The following is a 22,408-nucleotide window of genomic DNA, read 5'->3' as shown; positions in this document are numbered from 1 at the left end:
CTCAGCAACTGGGCTGACCGGATTATCATCAACTACGGCACCTCCTCTATTTCAGGAGAAATTCGGAAATAATCAAAATCAACAAAGCCCCCGGTGCTTTCCGTGGCATAATTAAAAAGGCCATAGCGATAGCCCATAAAGTGGGGCAAGGTGTAGGCCATTTGAAGGGGCTCTCCTAGGCGTGTCCACTCCTGGCCATTGAGACTGTAGAAAAAATAAGCCTTGTCGGTGCGCTCTTTGAAGTCGCCATCGATCTTGAAATAAACCTTCTTCTTAGTCAAAGGCAGTTCAGCCAAAACAACCGGCTCATCAGACTCTGCGCTAACCATAACAATCGTTTTTTGGCCATTTTCCATCTTCACCCCAACATAGCCATATTTCTTTTGAAGGGCTATAAAACCAGCATAATCACCATCTTTCATTTGACTCACATCCATCTTGGTAGTCGCAGAGCTGGTCGGCCCCATGGTACGTTGCGTAAGCATGTTTCGCGACTGTAAAACATCGGTATCTACCCTGCCGGTTGTCAGGCGAAGATAACCCTTGCGTTGATTAAGCGACCAGAAGCGATCATCCGGATTGTGGTTCCACTGCCACGCCAGGGGCAGTGCGTGGTCGCCCTTTTTTCTTTTGAACTCATCCGAGGTCACAATGCCCGACCAGTCGCGCTTATTCGCAGGCAAATCGAGATGATCGGGCACCTTTCCGTCCACTCCTAACACCGGCCATCCGTCTTCCCACACCATGGGTACCAGATAGGGGATGCGACCCAGCGATCCATAATCCCTGAACAGATAGGCATACCAATCGCCTTCAGGTGTATCAATGATACTTCCCTGAGCGATACCCCTGTCTTTAAGGGCCACACGGCTTCGTAGGGACCTGTAATATGATCGGCACGGTGCACAATAACCGTCCGCATATCGTTCTCCGGCCAGGTGATATTAAATAAGTAGTACCGACCTTGTGCTTAACCAACTGAGAACCTTCGGCGTGCAGCATCAACTTTTCAGCAGCCACAGCTCCGGCATTTTCGATAATCACCCGATCTTCGCTCCCCGGCATTATACCAGAAAGATCGGCCTTCAGCTCCACCAGGCGAATATCCCCGCCTCCATACAACATATAAACCCGTCCATCGTCATCAAAAAACAAGGTATGGTCGTGCAACATCGGCGAAAACTCAGAGGCTGTCCAGGGACCATTTTCGATATCCCTGGTGGTGTAAACATGCGTTTTTCCCGATGTAGATGAGAATGTAGTTACATAGAACACATCGTTATGGTAGCGGATACTGCTGGCCCAGGAGCCAGCGCCGTAGGCATTTTGCCCATTTTCAAGCCGCAACTTCTCATTATCAGTCAGAGTATCATAGGCATAACTCACCAGTTCCCAGTTCACCAGGTCGGTGGACTTCATAATGGGCAATCCCGGACTCATGTGCATGGTGGTACTGCTCATATAGTAGGTATCCCCCACCCGCACCAGGGCAATATCCGGCACATCCGAATAAATAAGTGGGTTGTGTGTCATTGCTTCTTTTGATTGAGCATTGAGCGTGACACCCGTAACCGCTAAAAGTACCGTAAAAAAGATAAGATGCTTCATTCGTATATAATTTTTAAGTTCCAAACGCTTGATTTCGAAATCCGAGACGGATCTCTTTAATAGTTAGCGCAAAAGCTTTTATTTAAAAAGCAGGGGTGCAAACTCCTTCAGACATCTGCGCCAGGTAAGGAACTCATGAGCAGTTCCCGGTGATTCGTAATAGATGTTATCAATGCCGGCCTTCTTTAGTCCGTCACTTAAACTTTTTGTGCGCTCCGGATTTTCTTCAGACCCAACGCCCAGAAAAAAGACCTTCACCTTTTCATTGAAAGCGGCTGAATCGCTAAAAACGCCATTGTATGCTGCATCCAGATTGTTCAGATCAATACGGCCGGCACCACTGAAACCTCCAATATAAGAAAATTTATCAAGGTTGTTGAGGGTTATATTGAAGGTCTGCAAGCCTCCCCATGATAGTCCCGCCATGGCCCGGTTTTCACGGTCGGTCAACACCCTGAAGTTCGCTTCAATATGAGGAATGATCTCCTCCAGTAAAATCGCGGAAAAGTCGGCGCCAAATTTTCTTCTGACCTCATTCATATCTTCGCCCGGTGCAGCGCGTAAGACCTCAATATTGCCGTTGTCCATTACAACGATCATGGGAGTAACCTTTCCTTCTGCTATCAGATTGTCCATAATAAAATTCATCTTTCCCTGATTGGACCAGCTGGTTTCATTTTCACCCATGCCATGCTGAAGATACAATACCGGGTAGCTTTTGTCTGATTCCTTATCGTATCCGGGAGGCGTGTACACAAAGCAGCGCCGCCATTCCTGACGGACCTCAGAGTAGTACCAGCTTTCACTGACCAGGCCGTGCGGAACTCCCTGCTTGGGTTTATAGTAATCACCCCCCTTTTCAGGAATTTCAATACCACTGACCCATTTACCCATGCCAAAAAAGGGTTTCCCATGGGGATCGGCCACACTCACGTCATCGATGATAATCTGATAATAATGAAAACCAATGACTTCAGGCTCATCAGAGATAAGGGTCCAAAATCCGTCGTCTCCCTTTTCCATCTCACCCCGAAAGCTGATTTCCACCTTCTGGGCATCAGGCGCAAATACTTTGAAGTAGGTACGCCCATCCTCCCCCACCCGGGGATAATCGGCACCAATTATATTGTACTCATTGGGTAAGGTACCCTCGGGAAAAGCCGGTGCATTTTGACCGTTGGCCATGAAAGAGATAAGAACCAGAAAGGAAAACATCAACTTTACTACATTTTTCATAATTCAAGTCATTATAAGTTAGGACATAAAAAGGGAACCTGAGTTCCTGAATAATACGGTTAATGAATGGTTACTGTAAGATGCTTCAAATCTTTCTCATCAGAGCTGTTACCATAGAAAACGTCATAATCACCCGGGACAATGGCCATTTTTCGTTGGTCCCAGTCGTAAAACTCAAACGAAGAGGGTGGTAAATCGATGCTGGCCTGAACAGTCATTCCCGCAGCCACTTCCACTTTTTGAAAACCACGAAGGGTTTTCAGAGGACCGTCCGTGTCGCCAATCTTACGTACATAAACCTGTACCAGTTCAACACCATCGCGCTGACCGGTATTTTTCACCGGGATGCTGATGTTGATGGCTTCATCCACCTTCTTGGTTGTTTGACTGAGTTGAGCCTTGCCGACTTCAAAGTCGGTGTAGCTCAAACCAAAACCAAAGGGAAACAGATGCTCAGTCGTGTACCGATACGTCTTCCCCTTCATCGAATAATCTTCAATATCACCCAGCTTATCGGAATTGGCATAGAAGGTAACGGGCAGTTTACCCGATGGATTGTAATCCCCAAAAAGCACATCGGCCACGGCTTGTCCACCAGATTCACCGCCGTACCATGCCTGTAGAATAGCATCTGTATAATCCATCACTGGTCCAAACCCAATGGCAGAACCGGAACAATTAACAAAAACAACCTTTTTACCAGCATCCTTCAAGGCCTTTAGATAAGCCACCTGAACGGATGGCAAGTCAATGTTGGTGCGGTCGCCCCCCTTGAAGCCCGGGAAAGAAACCGGCATTTCTTCACCCTCGAGATGACCCGATAGCCCACCCACAAAAACAACCATTTCAATGCCTTCCAGTCTTTTAATAAGGGTGGCATAATCCACGTTTTCTTCGCGACCAAAATCCAGTTCAACATTGGCCTGCCAGTTTTCACGCTGCGCATAGCGAATCTCTATTTGGTAGCTTTTACCGGCTTCCACCGTGAAAGGGATCCTGGTCGGCAAAGTCCGCCAATTGGTGTAGGTCTCCAGGACTTCGCCATTCACTTTAAATTCAAAAAAGCCGGTGACCCCGCCTTTAAACACCAGCTCTTCCGTCACCTCAGCGGTAAATTCTGTTTCATATTTGGCAGAGAAATCTTCCAAACGCACCCCCGGAGCAAACTCATGTTGGCCGGCAGCAGTCTGCTTTACAGCATTGGTCAATTGCTGCATGGCCACGGGTTCCCCTTCAAAGTCGGGATGGTTCCAATAAGTCGCTTTAAAGCCTCGCTTCCCATCCACAGAACCCTTGGAAAAGTAACTGATCGTTACTTTATCATCAATCAGGTCCACCGCCTTATCGTAGAAAATTTTATCAGAGGAAATTTTTGATTCGATGCCATCCAAAATGGTAATGGTGCGCACCGGCGTACCATTGTAATTGCCCCAAAGCACCTCCTCGTCGTCGGCATTGGGTCCGATGACAGCTATTTTTTCGACCAATGTTTTATTCAAAGGAAGGATGTTGTCCTTATTATAAAGCAAAGTCATGGATTCCTGAGCCATTTGGTAGGCCAGTTGTCGGTGCTCCTCATTGTTGACGATAGACATAGGGATTTGCGCCCATGGCACGATGGCCTCATCGTCCATTTCGCCCAAATCAAAGCGACCAATTAACACACGCAGCAGACTGCGATCGACATCTTCTTCCTTGATCAGGTCCTTTTCAATGGCCTCGGGCAGCATTTTATAATGGTAATTGTCCCAAATACATTCCAAATCGGTCCCCGCCAATAATCCGGTAGCCGCAGCATGCACAGGGGTAGAAGAAATATTATGCGTGGTGTGAAAGTCCGTTATGGCGCCACAGTCGGCCACCACCAGGTACTCGTAGCCCCACTCCTCACGCAAAATACGTTGCAGCAGCCGGGTGTTGCTACAACAGGGCTCGTCATCGAGCCGTTGGTAAGCGCACATCACCTGGCGGACATCGGCCTCCTGCACCAGCGATTTAAAGGCAGGCATATAAGTCTCATAGAATTCGCGCGGACTCACATTGTTGAGATTCAGCTCGTGGCGGCTCCATTCGGGTCCGGAATGCACCGCGTAATGCTTGGCACAAGCCAGCAACTTACGATATTTGGTATCCTCAGGCCCTTGCAGCCCCTTGACCACCTGCACGCCCATGCGCTGCATCAGGTAGGGATCTTCACCATAGGTCTCTTGTCCACGCCCCCAGCGTGGATCCCGGAAAATATTCACATTGGGTGTCCATACCGAGAGGCTCAAAAACGTCTGTTCTCTTCGCCTCTTCGCTGGGATTCGTGGTATAAGGCTCTGGCCTCATCTGAGGTGGCATCAAAAATACGAAAGAGCAACTCATCATTGAAAGAAGCTGCCATTCCAATGGGTTGGGGAAATACCGTCACATCATCGTTATTGGCATAACCATGTAAGGCTTCACTCCACCAGTTAAACCGGTCAATCCCTAAGCGGGGAATGGCCTCACTCTGGTCACACAGCAAGGCCGCTTTTTCTTCCACCGTCAATCTGGAAATCAGATCTTTGGCCCGCTCTTCGGAGCTAAGATCCGGGTTTTGAAACGGGAATGATTGCGCATCAACAAACTGCCACCAGTCAAAATTAAACAGCTGGTCCTCGCTACCTTTGAATACCAGATACACATCGTGCACGCCCTTTGTTTTCTTTATTTTGGAGGATACCGTTTTCCAGTTCTGCCAACCGCCGGTGTTCTCCACTTCGCAAACACCCAACAAGGTTCCGTCAACAGCTCCCAGGCGGATTTCGATACTTCCCCCTTTTGAGACCGACGCCACACTGGCCGAAAAACGCCTGGCACCCTGGCCAAAATCAACACTTCTGACTTTGAGGAAATCGCCGTTTTGGATATGGGTCACATAAATGCCCACCTCGTGGTCCGACTTGGTTTTCAAGCCTTCCGACCAGGCAATGGTTTCGGCTTCTACTCTTTTATAAGGATTTAAAGCGGCCACGCTTTCCTTTACTCCTTCTTGAGTGGGCAATAGCATGGGTATGGTGCCATCGGCATTGTACTCGAACTGTTCCAGACTGACCGAGCGCTTAAAGCCTTCGCCTCCCGACAATGCATGGGTGTGGTAAAAGAAATAGGCCTTGCCTTTGTAATCGATGATGCCGGGATGATTGGTAAAGGCCAAATGAGGAGCCCTTTCCATGATATACCCTTGGTAAGTCCACGGGCCTTCAATAGTCGGAGCCGTAGAGTAGGCTATGTACTCGGGAATACCCGCTGCTGCATAAACCAAATAGTAGAGATCCTTGCGTTTATAAACCCATGGGCCTTCTGTGTAGTTGGACCGGATAGTGCCATCGCGCCCTTCCTGAGAGCCAAAGGCTCAGGGGTCATATCCAGGGCAAAAATGCCCTTTTGGCCAATGCTGCGGTCGTACGAAATCATGTCCTCATTCAGTTTTACATAGTAGATGCTGGGGTTGCCCCAAAACAAATAGGCTTGGCCATCGTCATCCACAAAGACGGTAGGATCTATATCATGCCAAATATCCGCCGTGTCATCAATCAGTCGTTTACCCAGCGGATCTCTGAACGGACCAGTGGGTGAATCCGCCACAAGCACGGCCACGCCATCCCCGTGAATGGGACAGTAAAGGTAAAACTGGCCATTGCGCTCAATGGCCTGGGGCGCCCAGGCGCCATTTGTTTTGTCGCTCCAGGCAAAGTCTTTGAGTGAGGCCACCACCCCATGGTCGGTCCAGTTCACCATATCCACTGAGGAATAGGCCCGCCAGTTGTACATGGTAAAAAAATTGTCAACGGTCTCGTCCTCATCATGGGTGGTATACATATAAACCGTGTCATTGTAAACCATGGGGGCCGGGTCGGCCGTGAAATAGGTCTGCACAATGGGATTCTGAGCGTTAATACCAGTCACACCCAGGAAAACCAACAGCGTAATAAATATTCTTAATAACATGATTGTCGTATTTAAAGATTTTTTCTATTCAATTTTTACTTCCTAATTATTTTCCAGTCGCTGTGACGCAGCGTCTTAAACCTGAGAGTATCTGGTCCTTTAGCTCTTCGTCAAAAACATTAGCGAGTTACTGTGCAACAAATACAAGCTCCTCTCCTTCAACCGTCTCGATATCGTACAAATAGGATGGGCGCCGTCCAAAATGGTTTAATTGGGCCGAGGCGGAAACGACTGCCTCCTTTACAGCAGGGACCTGGTAAAAAGGATTGCTATTGCTATTGCTATCCTTTGCCTCCTCTAAAACATCCTTCCCGTTTGCTTCAAGTGCATTCGCAGCTCTGAGTCTCAGGTTTCCACCCAAGGTTGACTTAACGACCAGCCTTGTAACCTGGTACTGGTCCCATTCCAATTCAACAATCTCGAAACCACCCCGTGCTCTTAGTCCCGTTACCCGTCCCGAAGGCCACACCTCAGGCAGGGCAGGCAGCAAATGAAGTGCGCCATCGTGACTTTGCATCAGCATCTCCGTGAGTCCGGAAGTGAAACCAAAGTTCCCATCGATCTGAAAGGGCGGGTGGGCATCAAACATGTTAGGGTAAGTCCCTCCCAATTCAGAAACAGCCCGTGAATTACCATCTCCCCGGCCCACCAGTTTTATTTGCTCCCGCATGAGCTCGTAGGCATGATTCCCATCCAGCAGTCGCGCCCACAAGTTAATTTTCCAGTTAATGGACCATCCGGTGGAAGGGTCACCTCTGTGAATCAAAGAGGTACGAGCAGCATCGGCCAACTCCGGGGTATGATAGGGAGATATTTGATTGGAGGGAAACAGTCCGTAAAGATGTGACACATGCCGGTGCTTATCTTCAGGGTTATCCCAATCGTGCATCCATTCCTGCAATTGGCCATGCTGGCCAATTTGCATGGGAGGCAGCAGACTTAAAACGCGTTCCATTTCGGGCACCAATGGTTCATCCATGCCCAATATTTCTGAAGCCTGAATGGTTTTTGTCAACAGGTCGAAAACCAACTGGTTATCCATCGTCGTGCCCGAAGCGATGGACGACTGATAATGAATAGATGGTGAGTTCTCCGGCGAATTGGAAGGCACCACCACCATCCAGCCCTTTTCCGGGTCCTCCACCATATAGTCGAGACAAAACGCCACAGCCCCGGTTAATATATCATAGACAGAACGCAGGTATTCCTTGTCACCACTGTATTCATACTTATCAAAGAGATGCTGGCTCAACCAGACGCCCCCCATGGGCCACATGCCCCAGTAGGAACCGTCGACCGGCCCCGTAATGCGCCAAACATCTGTGTTGTGATGCGTTACCCAACCTTTGGCGCCATACATGGTTTGGGCCGTCTCCTTTCCTGCTTCCGAAAGCTCTCTCACCATCTGAATCATGGGCTCATGCAGTTCAGGCAAATGGGTTGGTTCAGCCGGCCAGTAATTCATCTCGGCATTGATGTTCAAGGTATATTTACTGTCCCAGGCCGGATAAAGCTGATCGGCCCATATTCCCTGCAAATTAGCTGCCTGGGTGCCGGTTGAGAGGAGCTGATCAACAGGTAGCGGCCAAACTGAAAGTAGAGGGCGGCCAGGGAAGGATCATTTCCCTGACTGAATTGTGCGATACGGACATCCGTTGGATGATGGATCGAATCGGTCTGCCCCAGATCCAGTGATACCCGATTGAAATAATTCTGATAAAAGGCGGTATGCGCTTCCTGCCTATCATTGTAATCAGACCCGAGGGCCTTAGCCAGATAGTTCTCTGCCCGCTCATCTGCATTGGCACTCAAATCCTTATAATTCACAAAATTGGTTCCGATGGAAACAAAGATGGTCACTCGATGGGCACCTTCCACACTTATTTCATGGTTGGTGGCCGACAACTCGCCGCCGTCGTTAAGAATCTTACCCAGTACGGTGAATTCAACCTGACCTTCCACACCTTCAAAATTGCTGGTGACGCCTTTCATTTGCAAAAGATCATGGCCAACCACTGAAACATCCCCGCTTTCGGAACGATCCAAAGTCGCCGTAAAACTAATGGCGTTGGACTCGTCGGCTGTTAAACGCACCACAATGACGTCATCTGAAAAAGAAGAAAACACTTCCCGCGTAAAAGTTACTTCATCCACCATATAACGGGTGGTGGCCACAGCCCGCTCAATATCCAGATCGCGGTAAAAATCGACATAATCGGCATGCCCTTCAAAACTAAGTCGAAGATTTCCGGCTGTCTGGTAAGGCATACCGTGCGATTTTTTGGAGATGACCTTTTCATTGGTCAAATCCTGCGCTTCTATGTATTTACCTTCAAAAATGAGTTGACGAATCAAAGGCAGGGCTTCAAGGGCATCGGGATTGTCATTGCGGTTGGGACTGCCAGCCCAAATGGTATTTTCATTGAGTTGGATGAGCTCAATGGCCGGGTTCCCAAAAACCATAGCGCCCAGTCGCCCATTTCCAAGAGGAAGAGCTTCTTCCCATTGAGCGGCGGGTTCTGCATACCACAATTTTAAATCAGAACGGTTGGGCTCCCTGTTACAGGAGCCAACCATCATAGATATCAAAAGTAATCCTATAATAACCTTCATGCTTAAATATTAAAACGGTAAACCCCATTAATTGGACGATCCAAGCAAAACAAATCCACCATTGGCTTGCAGGGTGACTGTCAACTGACCTTTGTCAGACACTTTTACCTTTTCATAAAAAGGTGTGCCATCCTTTTTGTCGTTATACATGGCCACCGTTTGTTGGCTCAGCATGGGCAAATCAAGTGTCAGCTTTTTACTTTCTAGCTCACCATTGACACCTGCTATATACCAAAGGTCCCCATGCGACGGGCCAATACACTATACTTACCAGGAAAACCATCTATAAAGACCGTTTCATCCCAGGTGGTAGGCAATTCCCGCATAAAATCCAGCTCAAATTCCGGCACATCGGTCAGATTATTGGGTGTTAAAGCGAAAAATTGCACAGGGTTTTGAAACAGCACACCGGTGGCCAATTGAAAAGCATCTGTGGTTAAGCGCTTTTGTCCTTGCTCATTACCCCGGTTCAAATATTTATTGAGTATAACTCCGCCAAATTCCATACTGGCCACCGAATTGCGAATAAAGGGGTGCAAGGAGGCATAGAAGGCCTCTTTCTCACGCACATCCTGAACAAAAACCAGCATTTCAGAAGCCAGCACCGCTTCGCTGCCTATGAAATTGGGATACATTCTTTCCCAACCGCGGGGAAGGGTGGCTCCGTGAAAATTGATCATCAATCCGTAGTCGTTGGCGTCCGACAGGATGTCCTCGTACAAACGGATGGTTTCCTGCTTGTCGCCTCCCAGAAAATCCACCTTCAAACCTTTGACCCCTGCTTCCTTCAACCACTGCATTTCCTTTTTGCGGGCAATGGAGGTATTCATTTTATTCAATGGCGTTTGAAAAGCATCATTGAAGGCGCCATTGGAATTGTACCACAAAAACACCCCAATACCTTTATCTTCCGCATACTTAATAAGCTCTTCCATTCTTTCATAGCCTATATTGGAATCCCACCAGGCATCAATCAGGATGTATTCGAAGTCCATTGCGGCCGCCAGATCAACGTATTGCACCTGATCGTCATAATTCATACTGGCATCCTGCCAGATGATCCAGCTCCATGTGCTGCGTCCGTATTGATAATCCTTTGAGGGTTCGTACAATGGCTCTACCACATCCCAGGGAATGGTGGTCTCCACGATGGGTTTAAGCGTTTCACCCACTGTGATGGTCCGCCAGGGCGTTACGCCCGGCAGGCCCAACTGCGCGCCGGAGCTACCGAAACCGTTGTTTTGTCCAACATTGGGGTAATCAACCGTAAATACACCATCGGAATAATGGCTTAAATGGGAAGCGCAGTAAAGGCTACTCACACCGGTCTCCGATAAAAGCACCCAACCATCTTCACCAACCTGAAAGAGGCCCGGGAACACGTAACCTTCAGCGGAGTTATTGCTGGCTATGGGTGCATCGGTTTCATACCCGCTTTCGTAGCTGGGAGAGGTACGTGCAAATCCTTCCATGGGTCGCATCATGGGCGACAAATAGGATTTGGTCGGGGAAGGAAACCGAAAACCGGTTGTTTCTCTTTCCACCACGCAGGCTCTGGTATCGCCCCATTTAGGTAGCTCATACCGGAAGGCAATGTCGTTGTTGCTGACCTGAAAAAAGACTGATATAGGCCGGTCGGCCGCATTCGCAAAGGTGCATTTGAGGGTGTTGGCCTTGTAGCTAACCCTGGATTGCTTTATTTTTTCCTGCTTATAATCCTTACTGACTTCTCCTGAATCTGATTCGATCCAACGCATGTTGGTACTAAAATCCCCCTCATTGGTCATTAAGCCCAAAGGGGAATTCTCCAACATGGTTTTATCATTGTAGGTGACCGAAAACAGGGGCCTGCCGTCCTCAACGACCACCGTTAGTTGAAGTTGGCCATCCGGACTGGAAATCTGGTTTGCCTGGAGGCTTGAAATGATAAACAGGCCTAAAACACCAGCTAAAAATCGATTTAATATGCGCATCATTCATTATTTAAAAAACAGAACTAAATTCAATGACCTACGACCATCTTCTCACTACCCAAAAACTGGTTCCCGACGATGTAAACCCCCACCGGCAAACCATTCGAAGCATTTTTACGTAAACGCCCGACTTTAATCTTACCCCCGTCAGGTTATAAACATCGACGATATCAGTCTCTGAAGTCTGCCTGAGCGTTTCTTTTAAAGCTGTGGGCGTCAGATCATCGCTGTTGGATAAATAAACACGGTCTATAAGGATGGGAATGTTACCATGGGACCAAAAGCCGATAATATAAAGGTTGGCCGGATTGGCCGGTACCATTTGTCCACCCACTTCCTTTTGCATGTTATGGAGATCAACTACCAGCTGTGTTTGGGAACCCAGATCATAGGTTGCAGCAGACGACCAATAACTGCTTTCATCAAACAGGCGAAAAGAAGCGCCACTGTTGGTCGCTTGCTTAAGCTGAACCACAATGTATTTATAGTCCGACAGGTCAATGCCATTGTCGTATTGCCATCCCCCAAACCCCCACTGACCGGTAATCAACTCACCAGTGGCCTCATTAAAAGACCCATTTTCCCATATCGAAGGATTGAACAAGCCACTTATCAAGGGAAAGGTTTTGGAAACCACGTTGATTTCCAACGATTGGGATCCCCCCAGTGGACCTTCATAGCTGGCGGTAATAATCGCTGTTCCATTTTTTAAAGCGATTAATTGTCCGTATACCATCTTAATAACATCGGGACGGGATACCATAAATTCAGCAGAAGAAGTGACATTCTCTTCATGCCCGTCCTGATAAACCGCATAAACGTTCAGCGTTTTGCTGGTTCCCAGAAGCATGTTCAGGTTATCAGATTCCACATAGAGGCGCGTCAAAGTCAATTGCTCCTCGGTATAACCGGTAAAACGGTCATCGTAAAACCTTTCCTCCGAAAAGTTTTTCTCGGTGCTGAACCAATCCACATCCACATAGCCTCCCGGTTCTTTAGTTGCATAGTTAAAGATACCAAATTTATTCCCGGTAAAAATGGAAAGATTAAAAGCCATATCCAGCTCGGATCCAAATGGCGTATATGAGGTGTTGTCCAGACTATAAAAGAACCGAGCTTTGCTGCTGCCATAATTGGCAACCGCCCGCAGATAAATGACCGGTTCAGCAATAGCAGCCCCTGTCTGCTCGAGGCCGTTGTTCTCCATAATCAGTCGCTTTTCACCATCCACAACCTTCACACCAATAAAGGCATAAGGATCCTGAAACACGGCCAGTCCGGCTACGTCGCCCTCCTTCATTTCCTGAATATGCAGCTTGATGGTGCCATAGGAATCGATTTCATCGGAATGGTAAGCAAAGATGCGCTGCGTTAAGGTATTTCTGGCTTCTAAAAACCCACTGACCACTCCTGCTGTTTGCAGACGCAGAAATCCGGGACGGTCGAACAAGGACCATTTTGAATGGTCGGCCTGGTGGTTCCAGCCCCATTGCCCTCCCAGCTTGTAATGGCGGAAATTATCATTGGTGGGCAAGACTTTCGTGGGATATTCCCGCCCCACATCCGGCTTACGGAAGGTGGTTACGCCTTGACCATTCGCGCCAACTACGGGCCAGTTGTCATTCCATGCTACCGGCTGTAGGTTGGGCAGGCGCCCAAAGGCGCCTTTATCATAAAACATAACCGTCCACCACTCACCGGTCTGGGTTTCGATCAATGCGCCCTGGTGAATATTGTCATCGTCCAGGAGAAATTTTTCTTCGTAGGGCCCCATGATGTTGGCCGATCTAAAAACCACCTGTGAAGCCGGCCATCCGCCATAGGTCGCGTAAATGTAATAATAGCCGTTAATCTTGTATAAATGACTGCCTTCCAGTCCCTCACCCGGTCGCTCAACCACCACCTCGTCATGACCCAATGCTTCAAAATTCTCATTCAATTCGGTCATCTTCAAAGTATTGATACCATGGACCACATATATTTTGCCATCCTCATCGAACAAAAGTCCCGGGTCGTAATAGCTGCCTGCTAAGGGCTTCAACGACCAGAGCCCCTCGGGATCCTCAGCGGTCAACAAAAAACTGCCTTCATCCAGCGTGTTGAAAAGGATGTAAAATTGTCCGTTGTGGTAACGCAGACTCGAAGCCCATTGTCCACGTGCATACCGGTCTTCGCCATTTAAAAGTTGATAGGCGTCACTGGAAGCAATCATCTCCAAGGGGTTGCTGCAATATTCCCAGTTAACCAAGTCGTAGGATTTTAACAAGGTGGCGCCCGGAAAAATATGCATGGTGGTAGAAACCATGTAGTAAACATCGCCGACCCGGATCACATCCGGATCCGGGAAATCAGCATGTATCAATGGATTGGTATAGGTACCATCACCATTGTCGCTGAGCGATTGCCTTTCAAAGGCCGGTCGGGGATAATCCTTCAGGGCGTATTCCTGATACCAGTGGTACACGGGCCAGGGACAAGCTTCGGGGTCGTTCAGAAAAGTATAGGGTTCACCGGGAGCCGGCGGCTCACCGGTAAATTGGGCCAGTAAATGGGCATCGGTAAACAGCAGCCAGCTGGCATTTCCGCTATCATCCATCATCTTTTTAAAGTTGGCTCCAAACCCTTCTCCGCCGGCAGTACCTGTATGGCCTTTGCCCCAGGAGGATTCGTACTTTTCATCTGCCCAGTCCATTTCGGTAATGACAATGGGGGCCATATCAGCAACGGGTTTTACCTGCGCATCCCACTCCGATTTAAATTCTTCATAGCCATTGGCGCTACCAAACCAACCGGGGTAAATATGTACCGCATAACCGATATTGTCACCTTCAATGGGATTCACCGCAAAACCCTTGTAATGGGCCTGGTAACCTGAGCCGGGAATCCATAAAACGTTGTGAAAACCGTTGCTGCGAATGCGGTCGACAATGGGTTGAAATATTTCTTTCAGCACGTCAAAATGTGCCTGGGTATTGGCCCCTACAGAGCCATCGGCCAATTTTATGCGTACCGGCTCATTGGCCAGCTCAAACATGATCTCGTGACGGTTTTTGATGCGGGGGTGACTTGACATAATGTCCCATACGGTCATGAGGTAATCGGCATAATTGTAATCATCTTCCACGCCAATGACTTCAGGACTCACCCCGGGAGGTCGAATAATGACATAAAGGCCCTTGGAAATGGCGTACTCAGCCATGGGGATAAATACCTCGTCGAGGTATTTGCGAAATCGGGTTTCACTGAAGCAATTGGGCAGCTCATGGCCATCCGGGGTACATCCGGGGGTATTGCTCCAATACGGATCCATATGCAGACGCAGAAAATTCATCATCCATCCGGCCTCCAGAATATCGTCTATCAGCCCTGATTGTAGGTCAGGCAACCCGCCACATCGTAGTTGTTCCATTTTGTGCCCCGCTCGTTGAACCAGGGACTGTAAGTCTGGGCAAAACCATGCAAATTAACCACATTGCCATGGGTATCTGTCAAATAACGCCCCTCCACTTTAAGGGGAGGAAGCGGCATTCCTTCCCAGGCCAACGCGGGTTTAAGAATTAAGAAAAACAGCAACAGAAGAAGGGAACGACTAAGATTCTTTCTCATCAATACATACTTAAGGATTAATACTCAACTATCACAAAAATAAGGCAGACAGAGGCAATGCGTTTTCAATTTCAGATATACAATCTTTAACATTAGATAAAAGCCTGTACTAAAAACAAACAGGCTGCCTGTCGGGCAACCTGTTTTTCAACAACATAAATAAAAGAACGCCGTCTTTTCTGAACCTTTCACCTGAATATAAAGACCCAATACCATCTATTCAATGACGGCTTCATTAACGGATGTGGCATGCAACCCAATGAAGTTACCGGTAAAACCGCCCGCCACATTGGTTGAAAGGATATCTCCGGAAACGGTACCACCAAGATTTTCGAAATGCTCACCGTCGAGGGAATAATTAAATCTGTAATCATCTCCCCGGGCAGTGATTTGCAAATGCACCGGTTTTCTAACATCAATCTTTGTGCTGGCCACAATAACCGATTCACCCCCTTCTGTTCTTTCCAACAACAGGTAATCCTCCTGGCCCTTTTTGGTTATACCAAACACATAATTAAACCTTTCACTCTGGTAACAGACCATTCCGGCCAAATCGGTGGCCGACCGGGGCTCATAACGCAAGGTGGTTGTGGCCGTAAAGGAATTGTGCTGCTGACGGTGAAAAAGGGTGGAGGTTGGGGCCATGGCCTTTATGTTGGTTTCATAAGGTTGAATCTGCAGGCCCTTTTTACTTTGAGTCATGAAGCCTTCACGGGGACCTCTGATCCCAATCCATCGGTAATCAAGCGTGTCAGAAGAAAAATCTTCGCTGTAGGTGAAATTGCCATTTGGGAAGTAACCTTCTGTGCCGGTTTTATTAACAACCCCTTCGGGCATTTTCAACTTGGGCTCCATGGGTACCAATCCGTTCTCAAACACCGGAAATTCGCCACTCCAGTCGACCGGCAAAATGAAGGTCTCCCGACCAATGTTTACCCGGCCCTTCTCATTGGGCCGTATGGCCAGAAATACCCCGTAAAATTTCCCATCGGGACCTTCCACCAAATCGGCATGTCCGGCCCAGTCCACCTTATTGGGTCTGTTTGGATTCAAATACCGTTGCGAAAGTATAGGGTTATTAGGCGCTGGTACATACGGACCTCTGGGGTTGTCACTGACAAAAATCACTTCACTGTGCCAGCTCCGGTGCCCCCTTCGGCACACATTAAGTAATAGCGACCGTAGCGCTTATAGATATGTGGCATTTCAATCCAGATGGGCTTTTCATTGATATCCACTCCCCCATCCACAATAATCTTATCGGTGCCGGCAATCACCTGATCCTTCTCCAGATCATAGTCCCAGATTTTAATCACCCGATGCCCCTGATAGAGCTCTTGACCTTCTTCGGGCGCATCGTTATGCACCACATAGGCTTTTCCGTCCTCATCAAAGAAAAGAGAGGGGTCTATCCCCTGAAAATCTAACTTGTAAGGATCACTCCATCCCTCAAAGGGATCTTTGGTCTTGACCACAATATTTCCAAAATCCCCGGCGAACTGGGTGGTTATCATGTAGAAAGTATCGTTGTTTGGGTTGTATTTAATGGCAGGGGCAAAAACACCCAGACTAATACTGGCTTCCTCCACTTTTAGTTGTGAAGGCCGGTCGAGTACATGACCAATTTGTTTCCAGTTCACCAAATCCGTGGAATGAAAAATGGGCACCCCGGGAAAAAAGGCAAAAGAGGAACTCACCAAAAAGTAATCATCGCCCTTGCGCGTAATGGCTGCATCGGGATAACAACCTTGCAGTATAGGGGTGTAGAATTCATCATCCTCCAGAGGATGGTCCTTATACACCTGATCATCCCCCTCGTAAAGAAACCTTGAAAACACAGGTACTGCCACATCCGATTTTTTTTGCCCCACCGTCTCGACCGAAAAATACAGCATCAAAAAAATCGACAAGAAAAGCATTTGCCAATCTTTGAATAAGGTCCATCTTAAATCCAATCTCTTCATCATCTTCTGTTTTAATTATAAATTATGCACCACTTTGAGCAGGTAGCTCGCTTGGTTAAAGTTTGACTGCTTAATGACAAATATGGGTAGCAAGAATAGCGGAATTAACCCATAAGCATTTATAATTTCAGATAAAGTACTTTGAAACGTAGACAATAATAGCCCATTGGACACAGCTCAATATCTAAAATCAGATTTTTGAGTCCCAAGAAAAAGGAGGACGAGGCTTTTAAATCCCAGCCCTCCTTTTGTCAGGAGATCATTTATCAAATGAAGTATTATTCACCTGCTAATCCCTCGGCAAAACCGGCATAGGTATGTTTACGACGGTTGTCCAGCGACCAGAGTCCTACAGGTTCTCCTCCTCTCCATGAAGAAGACTCAGGGCTGTCAACGGGGCACCAATGTGTAATACCGTAGCGCTGAGCAGCTGGTACTATTTCGAAATACTTTTGCACAATAAACTTGTAATGGTCGCTCATGGCCTGGTGTTGCTCAGTTGTGACATCACCGGACTTAACGGACTGACCGTTTTCATCCACCAGACCCATATCCAGCTCAGTAACCTTCACCAGCTTACCGGTAGCAGCCATCAACTCAAACATTTTCACAATGTGTTCTTCCTTGCTGGCCTGCGTTTCGGGATTCATATGATAGGAAACATGCATCTGAGTGCCAATACCATCAATCACAGTGGTACCATCTGCTTCCCATCGCTCTATCCAGTGAATAAGACTTTTGAGCTTGTGATTGTCGTCCCAATCCGATTCCAGATTGTAATCGTTGACAAACAGCTTCATATCAGCCGGACCGTGCTTACGGGCCAAGGCCACAGGAATACGAACAAAATCATCGCCCAAATGGTCCTGCCAGTAGAAATTGCTGGCTGCCTCATCTTCTGAGACTAAGGTGGCTGATTGCAGATTGTAGAAACCATCTCCATCGGTGTCCTGACCGGCAATGGCCTCATTGACCACATCCCATTCAATTACATACCCGTCGGTGGCTTCAAACATACCGGCTATCCAGTTTTCCATCGCCCAGGTAAGTGTATCTGCCTTCTCTTCATCGGTAAGCGGGATCGAGGTTCCAGACTCTTCAAAATCCCAGGAGATATCATCAAAATAATAGGTATTGGCCTCAGGCAATAATGCCAGATTGAAGGCGATGGTATTCATTCCGGCCTGACTGGCATTAATCGCACCGGTAAAGTTGTGTTCCTTCCACTCGGTGGTGAAGCTGGGGCTACCAACCATTGACCAATGCAAATATCCGCCAGGATTATTGTGTGCCTGAGACTCAGAGTTAGCCGGCAATTCGGCTCTGTACTTCATAGAGAATCGAAGTCTGTCCCCCTCCTCAAAGGTTTTGTCCACCGTCACAAAGAACTGGGTATCCCATGGGTTGGCAGGTGCATCTCCTGATTGGACCACAATGGCTCTGCCCACTCCGTCCGCACCGGTACCCGCTGCACCCAAAGTGGCAGTATTAGGGCCAACCGTGGCCTCAGTTGCAAAGAAATTAGAAAGGTCATCTCCCTCCAAATCACTGTTACTTATCAAGGGAGTCCAAAAAGTAACGGCCAAAGCTTCCTCATGAGTAACTTTTACCGAGGCAATCTCATAGGTTCCCACATAGAGTCCCGATTGCAACATGACAAAAGCATCACTTGCATTTACGGTACTATTAAGTTCAACAGTTGCATCCACCCATTCTGTCGTAACAGGAAGCTGTGTGTTCTGCTGAGCTCCCCAGGTACCCAGGGCAAGAGTGATTGAACCAGAGCTTGTTCCCTTTATACGTACGGTTACCTTGTGCTTTGTATTTTCCATAATAGAAATACCATTGGCCACATGAAATTGCAAGAGGTAATTGGGATCAATGAGTGAAGGGTTTTCCACTACTAACACCCCGTTTTCAACATAAGGTGTTACAGGCACATCACCCCCTACCCATCCGGTAAAACCATCAACAGAATAATCGGTTAATCCGTCAACCACCTCCTCGGTGGCATTAGGATCAATTTCAATCTCTTTATCGTCGATAATTTGGTTCAGATACTCATTGTTCTGTTGAGCATGCCATAAAAGCGTATGTCCGTAAATTTCAATACCTGCTTCTCTGGCAGCTTCCACAAACTGAACAACAGAACCGAAATTCATCGATCCATCATCCCCAACCACCGATGCGTATTTCATCGCATTTCCGGCAGTCATCCCATCAAAATTATCGTTTATAAAGCGGTAGTAACCATCCCTTTCCAGATAATTACTGACAGTAACCCCTGCTCCCAGCTTAAAATTTGGATTTGCACTTCTGTCTATGTATGATTTTAAGACATCGTATTGATTGAGGTATTCCAGTTCTTTAACAGACTCAGGCTTCTCAACAATAAAATCATCTATCGTATCATCCACGCATGAAACTGCAAAAATCAATAGTAAGATGTAAGCACCTAAAATATTAATTGTATGTTTCATTTTCGTCAATTTAAACTTATTCATTAACTACAGCAGTAAACCATTCGGGCTCAACCCCCCTGTCGCGTACAACAAGGATGTCAGTCGTCTTATAGGTATATTCATGAACACTATCAGGCTGGCCTGAAACAGGATACTTGATCTCCACTTCGTAACTGGCCTCATAATCAAGAAAGAAAGCATCTCTGTCCTGATTGCCCCAGCTGTTTTTATCACCATCCTTTACAAACTCGCCATCCCCCGAAACAGAAATATTTCGAACAACAACGGAGTCGTTTACCTGATAAGTGGTCTCAAATGCTGAAACTGTCACGTTTTGACTGCCATCTACGCTCAGATTCAACCGAAACCTCAAATCATGACCGTCTTTACTGACATAATCCATCGGAAACTCAACAGAATTCAAAGAAATCGTATTCAGTTTAACGACTTCATCCCTCTCTACATAATCTGCCTGGCGAGTAACGGTAGTGGTGGTTCCACCATCAATGGTGATCTCATCCGTACCTCTGCGCAAATAGTTGGCATCATACGCGTTGATGTATTTGACCGCATATAAGATGTAGTCCTTGGGTTGCACATCCCAGTCAGAAGCCACACCTCTTTTAGGATTATCAACCAGTGGAACACCCGAAAGTATGGAGTCGGCATTTGTCACACCCGTCATCAGAACCGGAATGACATAATTGGTGGACAATGCAAGGGGATCATTGAAGAAAGCCTCAGTCAGCTGAACAGTAACACCGCCGATAACAGAACCCTGAGGAATAACAATCTTATTGCTCAAAAGCGTATAGTAATCTTCAGGCATCAAAAGCACAGACCGGGCGGGATCACTGTCTTCATCAAAAACAAGATCGTCCAGCAGTGAAGGTTCAACGCTTATATCAATTTCAACACTGGTGTTATTGGCATAAACACCTCCCATAGTGGCCATGATCTGAACCTTTCGTTCATTATCCAGAGTGGTATCGTAAACATCCTCGCCGAGTACAACGGTACGGATGGGACTCTGGTAAGCAAAATATACGGTAGAATACTCGAAATCGGGGAAATCCCAATCTCCATTCTCGCAGGAGGTAAAGGAACTACCTACCAACGCCGTAATAAAAAATATAAATAATATCTTTTTCATTTTCAGTCTAATTAAATTATGATGGCTACCATCCTTTATTTTGAATTAATTCGCTGAACTTGTTAACCTCTCCGTAAGGAATGGGACCGTAATACATATAATCACGGTAGGCACGTTCTTCAACATCAATAACGTTATGGACGCCGCCAGTGATTCTCATTCCCCGGGCCACTTCCGTTAAATCTTCTTTCCAGCGACGTAAATCCCAGAAACGGAAACCTTCAAAACTAAGCTCCAGTCGACGCTCATTGCGTATGAGTTCACGCATCTGGTCTTGATCTCCCTTTATCGACTCCAGGTAGGGATCAGCGGCATCAATGCCTGCTCGTTGACGTATGCCCTTTACAACATCATAGGCAGAAAATCCATGTGTCCCTGTTCCTGTTGGGCCCCATGCCTCATTAGCTGCCTCAGCATAACCAAGGAAGATTTCGGTATAGCGAATAAAAGCTTTGTAGCGATTACCCGGTGTTTCAGAATTAGGATTGGCATTAACACTCTGGTTCAGAAGCTTCCTCATATAGTAACCGGTTCTTGTGGAAGTCTCTGTTCTATTCAGCCCATTATTATCGGATGCGTCAGCAGCCGTATTAATTACAGTACTTTGAGGACCTGCGGTACTGCCGTTAAAGACAATATACATGGCCAGACGAGGATCTCTGCCTGCATAAGGATTCGCAGGATCATAACCTGAACTGGCATGACTCAGGGGATAACCATTGGCCATAGGAAAGGCATCTACCAGGTTCTGAGTTGGGTTAACCCTTCCGTTTCCATATAAAGTAGGCGGATAGTTTTCCCTTTCGAGATCCACATTGCTCTCCTTATTCCCTCTCCAAAGAATTTCCTTGGGATTATCTCCGGCAGGCAGATTCTGAATAACTGCGTTATCTGCATACCACACATTACCTGTCGGGTCCATCTCACCAACGGGATTGCTTCCCAAACCATTGACAAGGACCTCCCCCATATAGTTGGCGGCATCCTCCCAGCTAAGATCCGATCCTCCGGCGTAGGCAGGACTGGCAGCCAGCAATGTAGCCTGGGCCCGCACAGCCGGGCAATTTGCGCACTCATCCGATTTTTAACATTGTCGCCAAACACCCGGGTAAATTGTCCGGAAGTAATGCCCAATTCACGATACTTTTCAGGAATAAGCTCATCCCTGTCAACATCGCCAAAATTATCAGGTAACAATTTAATAGCTGAGTCAACATCCGCAAACAACTGATTTAAACACTCCTGAAAAGTATTCCTTGGCAAATTAAACTCAGAATTATAAAGATCTTCCGGTTCAGTTATAATTGGAATACCTAACATTTGACCGTCCACTTCTGATGGACCGGCGTGATGTAGCAAAAGATGATACATATACAGGGCACGCATTCCATAAGCATCTCCCTTAAAACGTTCACGAAACATCTCTGCTACCACGGGGTCTGCTGCCCAGGTTATTTCATCAGCAACAACCAGAAACTGATTCAGATACTGCCAGGAGGCACGCAAATAATGCCACCTGTCTGTTGGATTGAAATTGGCACTCCAGGCTCCGGTACTCATTAAACGATAAGCATTTCCGGGAAAATTAGAAACCGCATCGTCGGTAGCGACATCGTTAAACGACCATGTGCCCACCGGGTTACTGATATACGCGTGACCCAACAGTCCCAATGCCCATGCCGGCATGTCCCTGAGGTCCTCGTCCACTTTGTGGTTTTCAATGGCCGGTTCAAATAAATCTTCGCAACCGGAATTGAAAACAAGCGCCAAAGTAAAGAGCGCAATAATGGATAATTTTATTCTATTCTTCATGATTAA

The 22,408-nt window shown here is 47.3% G+C and carries 16 protein-coding genes and 2 pseudogenes; all 18 read right to left on the bottom strand.

Going from position 1 to position 22,408, the window contains the following annotated elements; genetic code table 11:
• Positions 1 to 32 precede the first annotated feature (32 nt).
• The 18 genes and pseudogenes from JCM15548_RS22995 to JCM15548_RS22945 all read right to left on the bottom strand — a co-directional run bounded on the left by JCM15548_RS22995 (position 33) and on the right by JCM15548_RS22945 (position 22,402).
• Complete coding sequence (locus JCM15548_RS22995; protein WP_227625455.1) at positions 33 to 866, bottom strand: beta-xylosidase family glycoside hydrolase; 834 nt, start codon at positions 864 to 866, stop codon at positions 33 to 35.
• Complete coding sequence (locus JCM15548_RS22990) at positions 856 to 1,608, bottom strand: glycoside hydrolase 43 family protein (RefSeq protein ID WP_227625454.1); 753 nt, start codon at positions 1,606 to 1,608, stop codon at positions 856 to 858. The genes JCM15548_RS22995 and JCM15548_RS22990 overlap by 11 nt, the downstream gene beginning before the upstream one ends.
• 78 nt (positions 1,609 to 1,686) lie before the next feature.
• Complete coding sequence (locus tag JCM15548_RS04120; RefSeq protein ID WP_062122566.1) at positions 1,687 to 2,844, bottom strand: alpha/beta hydrolase-fold protein; 1,158 nt, start codon at positions 2,842 to 2,844, stop codon at positions 1,687 to 1,689.
• 59 nt (positions 2,845 to 2,903) lie between these two features.
• Positions 2,904 to 5,117 (bottom strand): glycoside hydrolase family 3 C-terminal domain-containing protein, encoded by a 2,214-nt coding sequence (locus JCM15548_RS04115; RefSeq protein ID WP_227625453.1) that lies wholly within the window; start codon positions 5,115 to 5,117, stop codon positions 2,904 to 2,906.
• Positions 5,114 to 6,133 (bottom strand): carbohydrate-binding protein, encoded by a 1,020-nt coding sequence (locus JCM15548_RS22985; protein ID WP_262486881.1) that lies wholly within the window; start codon positions 6,131 to 6,133, stop codon positions 5,114 to 5,116. The genes JCM15548_RS04115 and JCM15548_RS22985 overlap by 4 nt, the downstream gene beginning before the upstream one ends.
• A complete protein-coding gene (locus JCM15548_RS20960; RefSeq protein WP_083984959.1) occupies positions 6,097 to 6,819 on the bottom strand; it encodes a family 43 glycosylhydrolase in 723 nt (240 codons plus the stop codon). The genes JCM15548_RS22985 and JCM15548_RS20960 overlap by 37 nt, the downstream gene beginning before the upstream one ends.
• Positions 6,820 to 6,946: 127 nt before the next feature.
• Positions 6,947 to 7,336 carry a glycoside hydrolase family 95-like protein gene (locus tag JCM15548_RS26565; protein WP_439645443.1) on the bottom strand — a complete coding sequence of 130 codons (390 nt, stop codon included), beginning with the start codon at positions 7,334 to 7,336 and terminating at the stop codon, positions 6,947 to 6,949.
• A gap of 60 nt (positions 7,337 to 7,396) precedes the next feature.
• A pseudogene (locus tag JCM15548_RS26560) lies at positions 7,397 to 9,396 on the bottom strand (glycoside hydrolase family 95 protein); the annotation flags it as partial.
• A 63-nt stretch (positions 9,397 to 9,459) separates the two neighbouring features.
• Positions 9,460 to 9,624 (bottom strand): hypothetical protein, encoded by a 165-nt coding sequence (locus JCM15548_RS22970; RefSeq protein ID WP_262486885.1) that lies wholly within the window; start codon positions 9,622 to 9,624, stop codon positions 9,460 to 9,462.
• A 32-nt stretch (positions 9,625 to 9,656) separates the two neighbouring features.
• A complete protein-coding gene (locus JCM15548_RS04100; RefSeq protein WP_227625450.1) occupies positions 9,657 to 11,405 on the bottom strand; it encodes a glycoside hydrolase family 97 protein in 1,749 nt (582 codons plus the stop codon).
• A gap of 37 nt (positions 11,406 to 11,442) precedes the next feature.
• Positions 11,443 to 14,814 carry a family 43 glycosylhydrolase gene (locus JCM15548_RS04095; protein WP_227625449.1) on the bottom strand — a complete coding sequence of 1,124 codons (3,372 nt, stop codon included), beginning with the start codon at positions 14,812 to 14,814 and terminating at the stop codon, positions 11,443 to 11,445.
• The gene (locus JCM15548_RS22965) at positions 14,766 to 15,011 is read right to left on the bottom strand and encodes a hypothetical protein (RefSeq protein ID WP_227625448.1); all 246 of its coding nucleotides are present in this window, start codon (positions 15,009 to 15,011) and stop codon (positions 14,766 to 14,768) included. Before JCM15548_RS22965 ends, JCM15548_RS04095 begins: the two co-directional genes overlap by 49 nt.
• A gap of 216 nt (positions 15,012 to 15,227) precedes the next feature.
• Positions 15,228 to 15,848 carry a beta-xylosidase family glycoside hydrolase gene (locus JCM15548_RS22960; RefSeq protein WP_227625466.1) on the bottom strand — a complete coding sequence of 207 codons (621 nt, stop codon included), beginning with the start codon at positions 15,846 to 15,848 and terminating at the stop codon, positions 15,228 to 15,230.
• 114 nt (positions 15,849 to 15,962) lie between these two features.
• A pseudogene (locus JCM15548_RS22955) lies at positions 15,963 to 16,906 on the bottom strand (glycoside hydrolase family 43 protein); the annotation flags it as partial.
• Between the two features lie 347 nt (positions 16,907 to 17,253).
• Positions 17,254 to 19,455 carry an endo-1,4-beta-xylanase gene (locus JCM15548_RS04085; RefSeq protein ID WP_062122565.1) on the bottom strand — a complete coding sequence of 734 codons (2,202 nt, stop codon included), beginning with the start codon at positions 19,453 to 19,455 and terminating at the stop codon, positions 17,254 to 17,256.
• A 16-nt stretch (positions 19,456 to 19,471) separates the two neighbouring features.
• Positions 19,472 to 20,590, bottom strand: coding sequence for a DUF5627 domain-containing protein (locus JCM15548_RS04080; RefSeq protein ID WP_062122564.1), 1,119 nt, complete (start codon positions 20,588 to 20,590; stop codon positions 19,472 to 19,474).
• 25 nt (positions 20,591 to 20,615) lie between these two features.
• Positions 20,616 to 21,404, bottom strand: a complete 789-nt coding sequence (locus JCM15548_RS22950) for a RagB/SusD family nutrient uptake outer membrane protein (protein WP_227625447.1) — start codon at positions 21,402 to 21,404, stop codon at positions 20,616 to 20,618.
• Positions 21,329 to 22,402, bottom strand: coding sequence for a RagB/SusD family nutrient uptake outer membrane protein (locus JCM15548_RS22945; RefSeq protein WP_227625446.1), 1,074 nt, complete (start codon positions 22,400 to 22,402; stop codon positions 21,329 to 21,331). Before JCM15548_RS22945 ends, JCM15548_RS22950 begins: the two co-directional genes overlap by 76 nt.
• Between the last annotated feature and the right edge of the window lie 6 nt (positions 22,403 to 22,408).

The organism is Geofilum rubicundum JCM 15548, from assembly GCF_000974365.1.
In the GTDB taxonomy this organism is placed as follows: domain Bacteria; phylum Bacteroidota; class Bacteroidia; order Bacteroidales; family Marinilabiliaceae; genus Geofilum; species Geofilum rubicundum.
This window is presented reverse-complemented; position numbering and strand designations above follow the sequence as displayed.

What these genes read in the sequence shown, in the direction of transcription:
- JCM15548_RS22990 (WP_227625454.1), bottom strand. Translation starts at nt 1,608, where the DNA reads ATGAAGCATCTTATCTTTTTTACGGTACTTTTAGCGGTTACGGGTGTC.
- JCM15548_RS04120 (WP_062122566.1), bottom strand. Translation starts at nt 2,844, where the DNA reads ATGAAAAATGTAGTAAAGTTGATGTTTTCCTTTCTGGTTCTTATCTCT.
- JCM15548_RS20960 (WP_083984959.1), bottom strand. Translation starts at nt 6,819, where the DNA reads ATGTTATTAAGAATATTTATTACGCTGTTGGTTTTCCTGGGTGTGACT.
- JCM15548_RS26565 (WP_439645443.1), bottom strand. Translation starts at nt 7,336, where the DNA reads ATGCAAAGTCACGATGGCGCACTTCATTTGCTGCCTGCCCTGCCTGAG.
- JCM15548_RS04100 (WP_227625450.1), bottom strand. Translation starts at nt 11,405, where the DNA reads ATGCGCATATTAAATCGATTTTTAGCTGGTGTTTTAGGCCTGTTTATC.
- JCM15548_RS04095 (WP_227625449.1), bottom strand. Translation starts at nt 14,814, where the DNA reads ATGGAACAACTACGATGTGGCGGGTTGCCTGACCTACAATCAGGGCTG.
- JCM15548_RS22965 (WP_227625448.1), bottom strand. Translation starts at nt 15,011, where the DNA reads ATGAGAAAGAATCTTAGTCGTTCCCTTCTTCTGTTGCTGTTTTTCTTA.
- JCM15548_RS22960 (WP_227625466.1), bottom strand. Translation starts at nt 15,848, where the DNA reads ATGCCCGAAGGGGTTGTTAATAAAACCGGCACAGAAGGTTACTTCCCA.
- JCM15548_RS04085 (WP_062122565.1), bottom strand. Translation starts at nt 19,455, where the DNA reads ATGAAACATACAATTAATATTTTAGGTGCTTACATCTTACTATTGATT.
- JCM15548_RS04080 (WP_062122564.1), bottom strand. Translation starts at nt 20,590, where the DNA reads ATGAAAAAGATATTATTTATATTTTTTATTACGGCGTTGGTAGGTAGT.
- JCM15548_RS22945 (WP_227625446.1), bottom strand. Translation starts at nt 22,402, where the DNA reads ATGAAGAATAGAATAAAATTATCCATTATTGCGCTCTTTACTTTGGCG.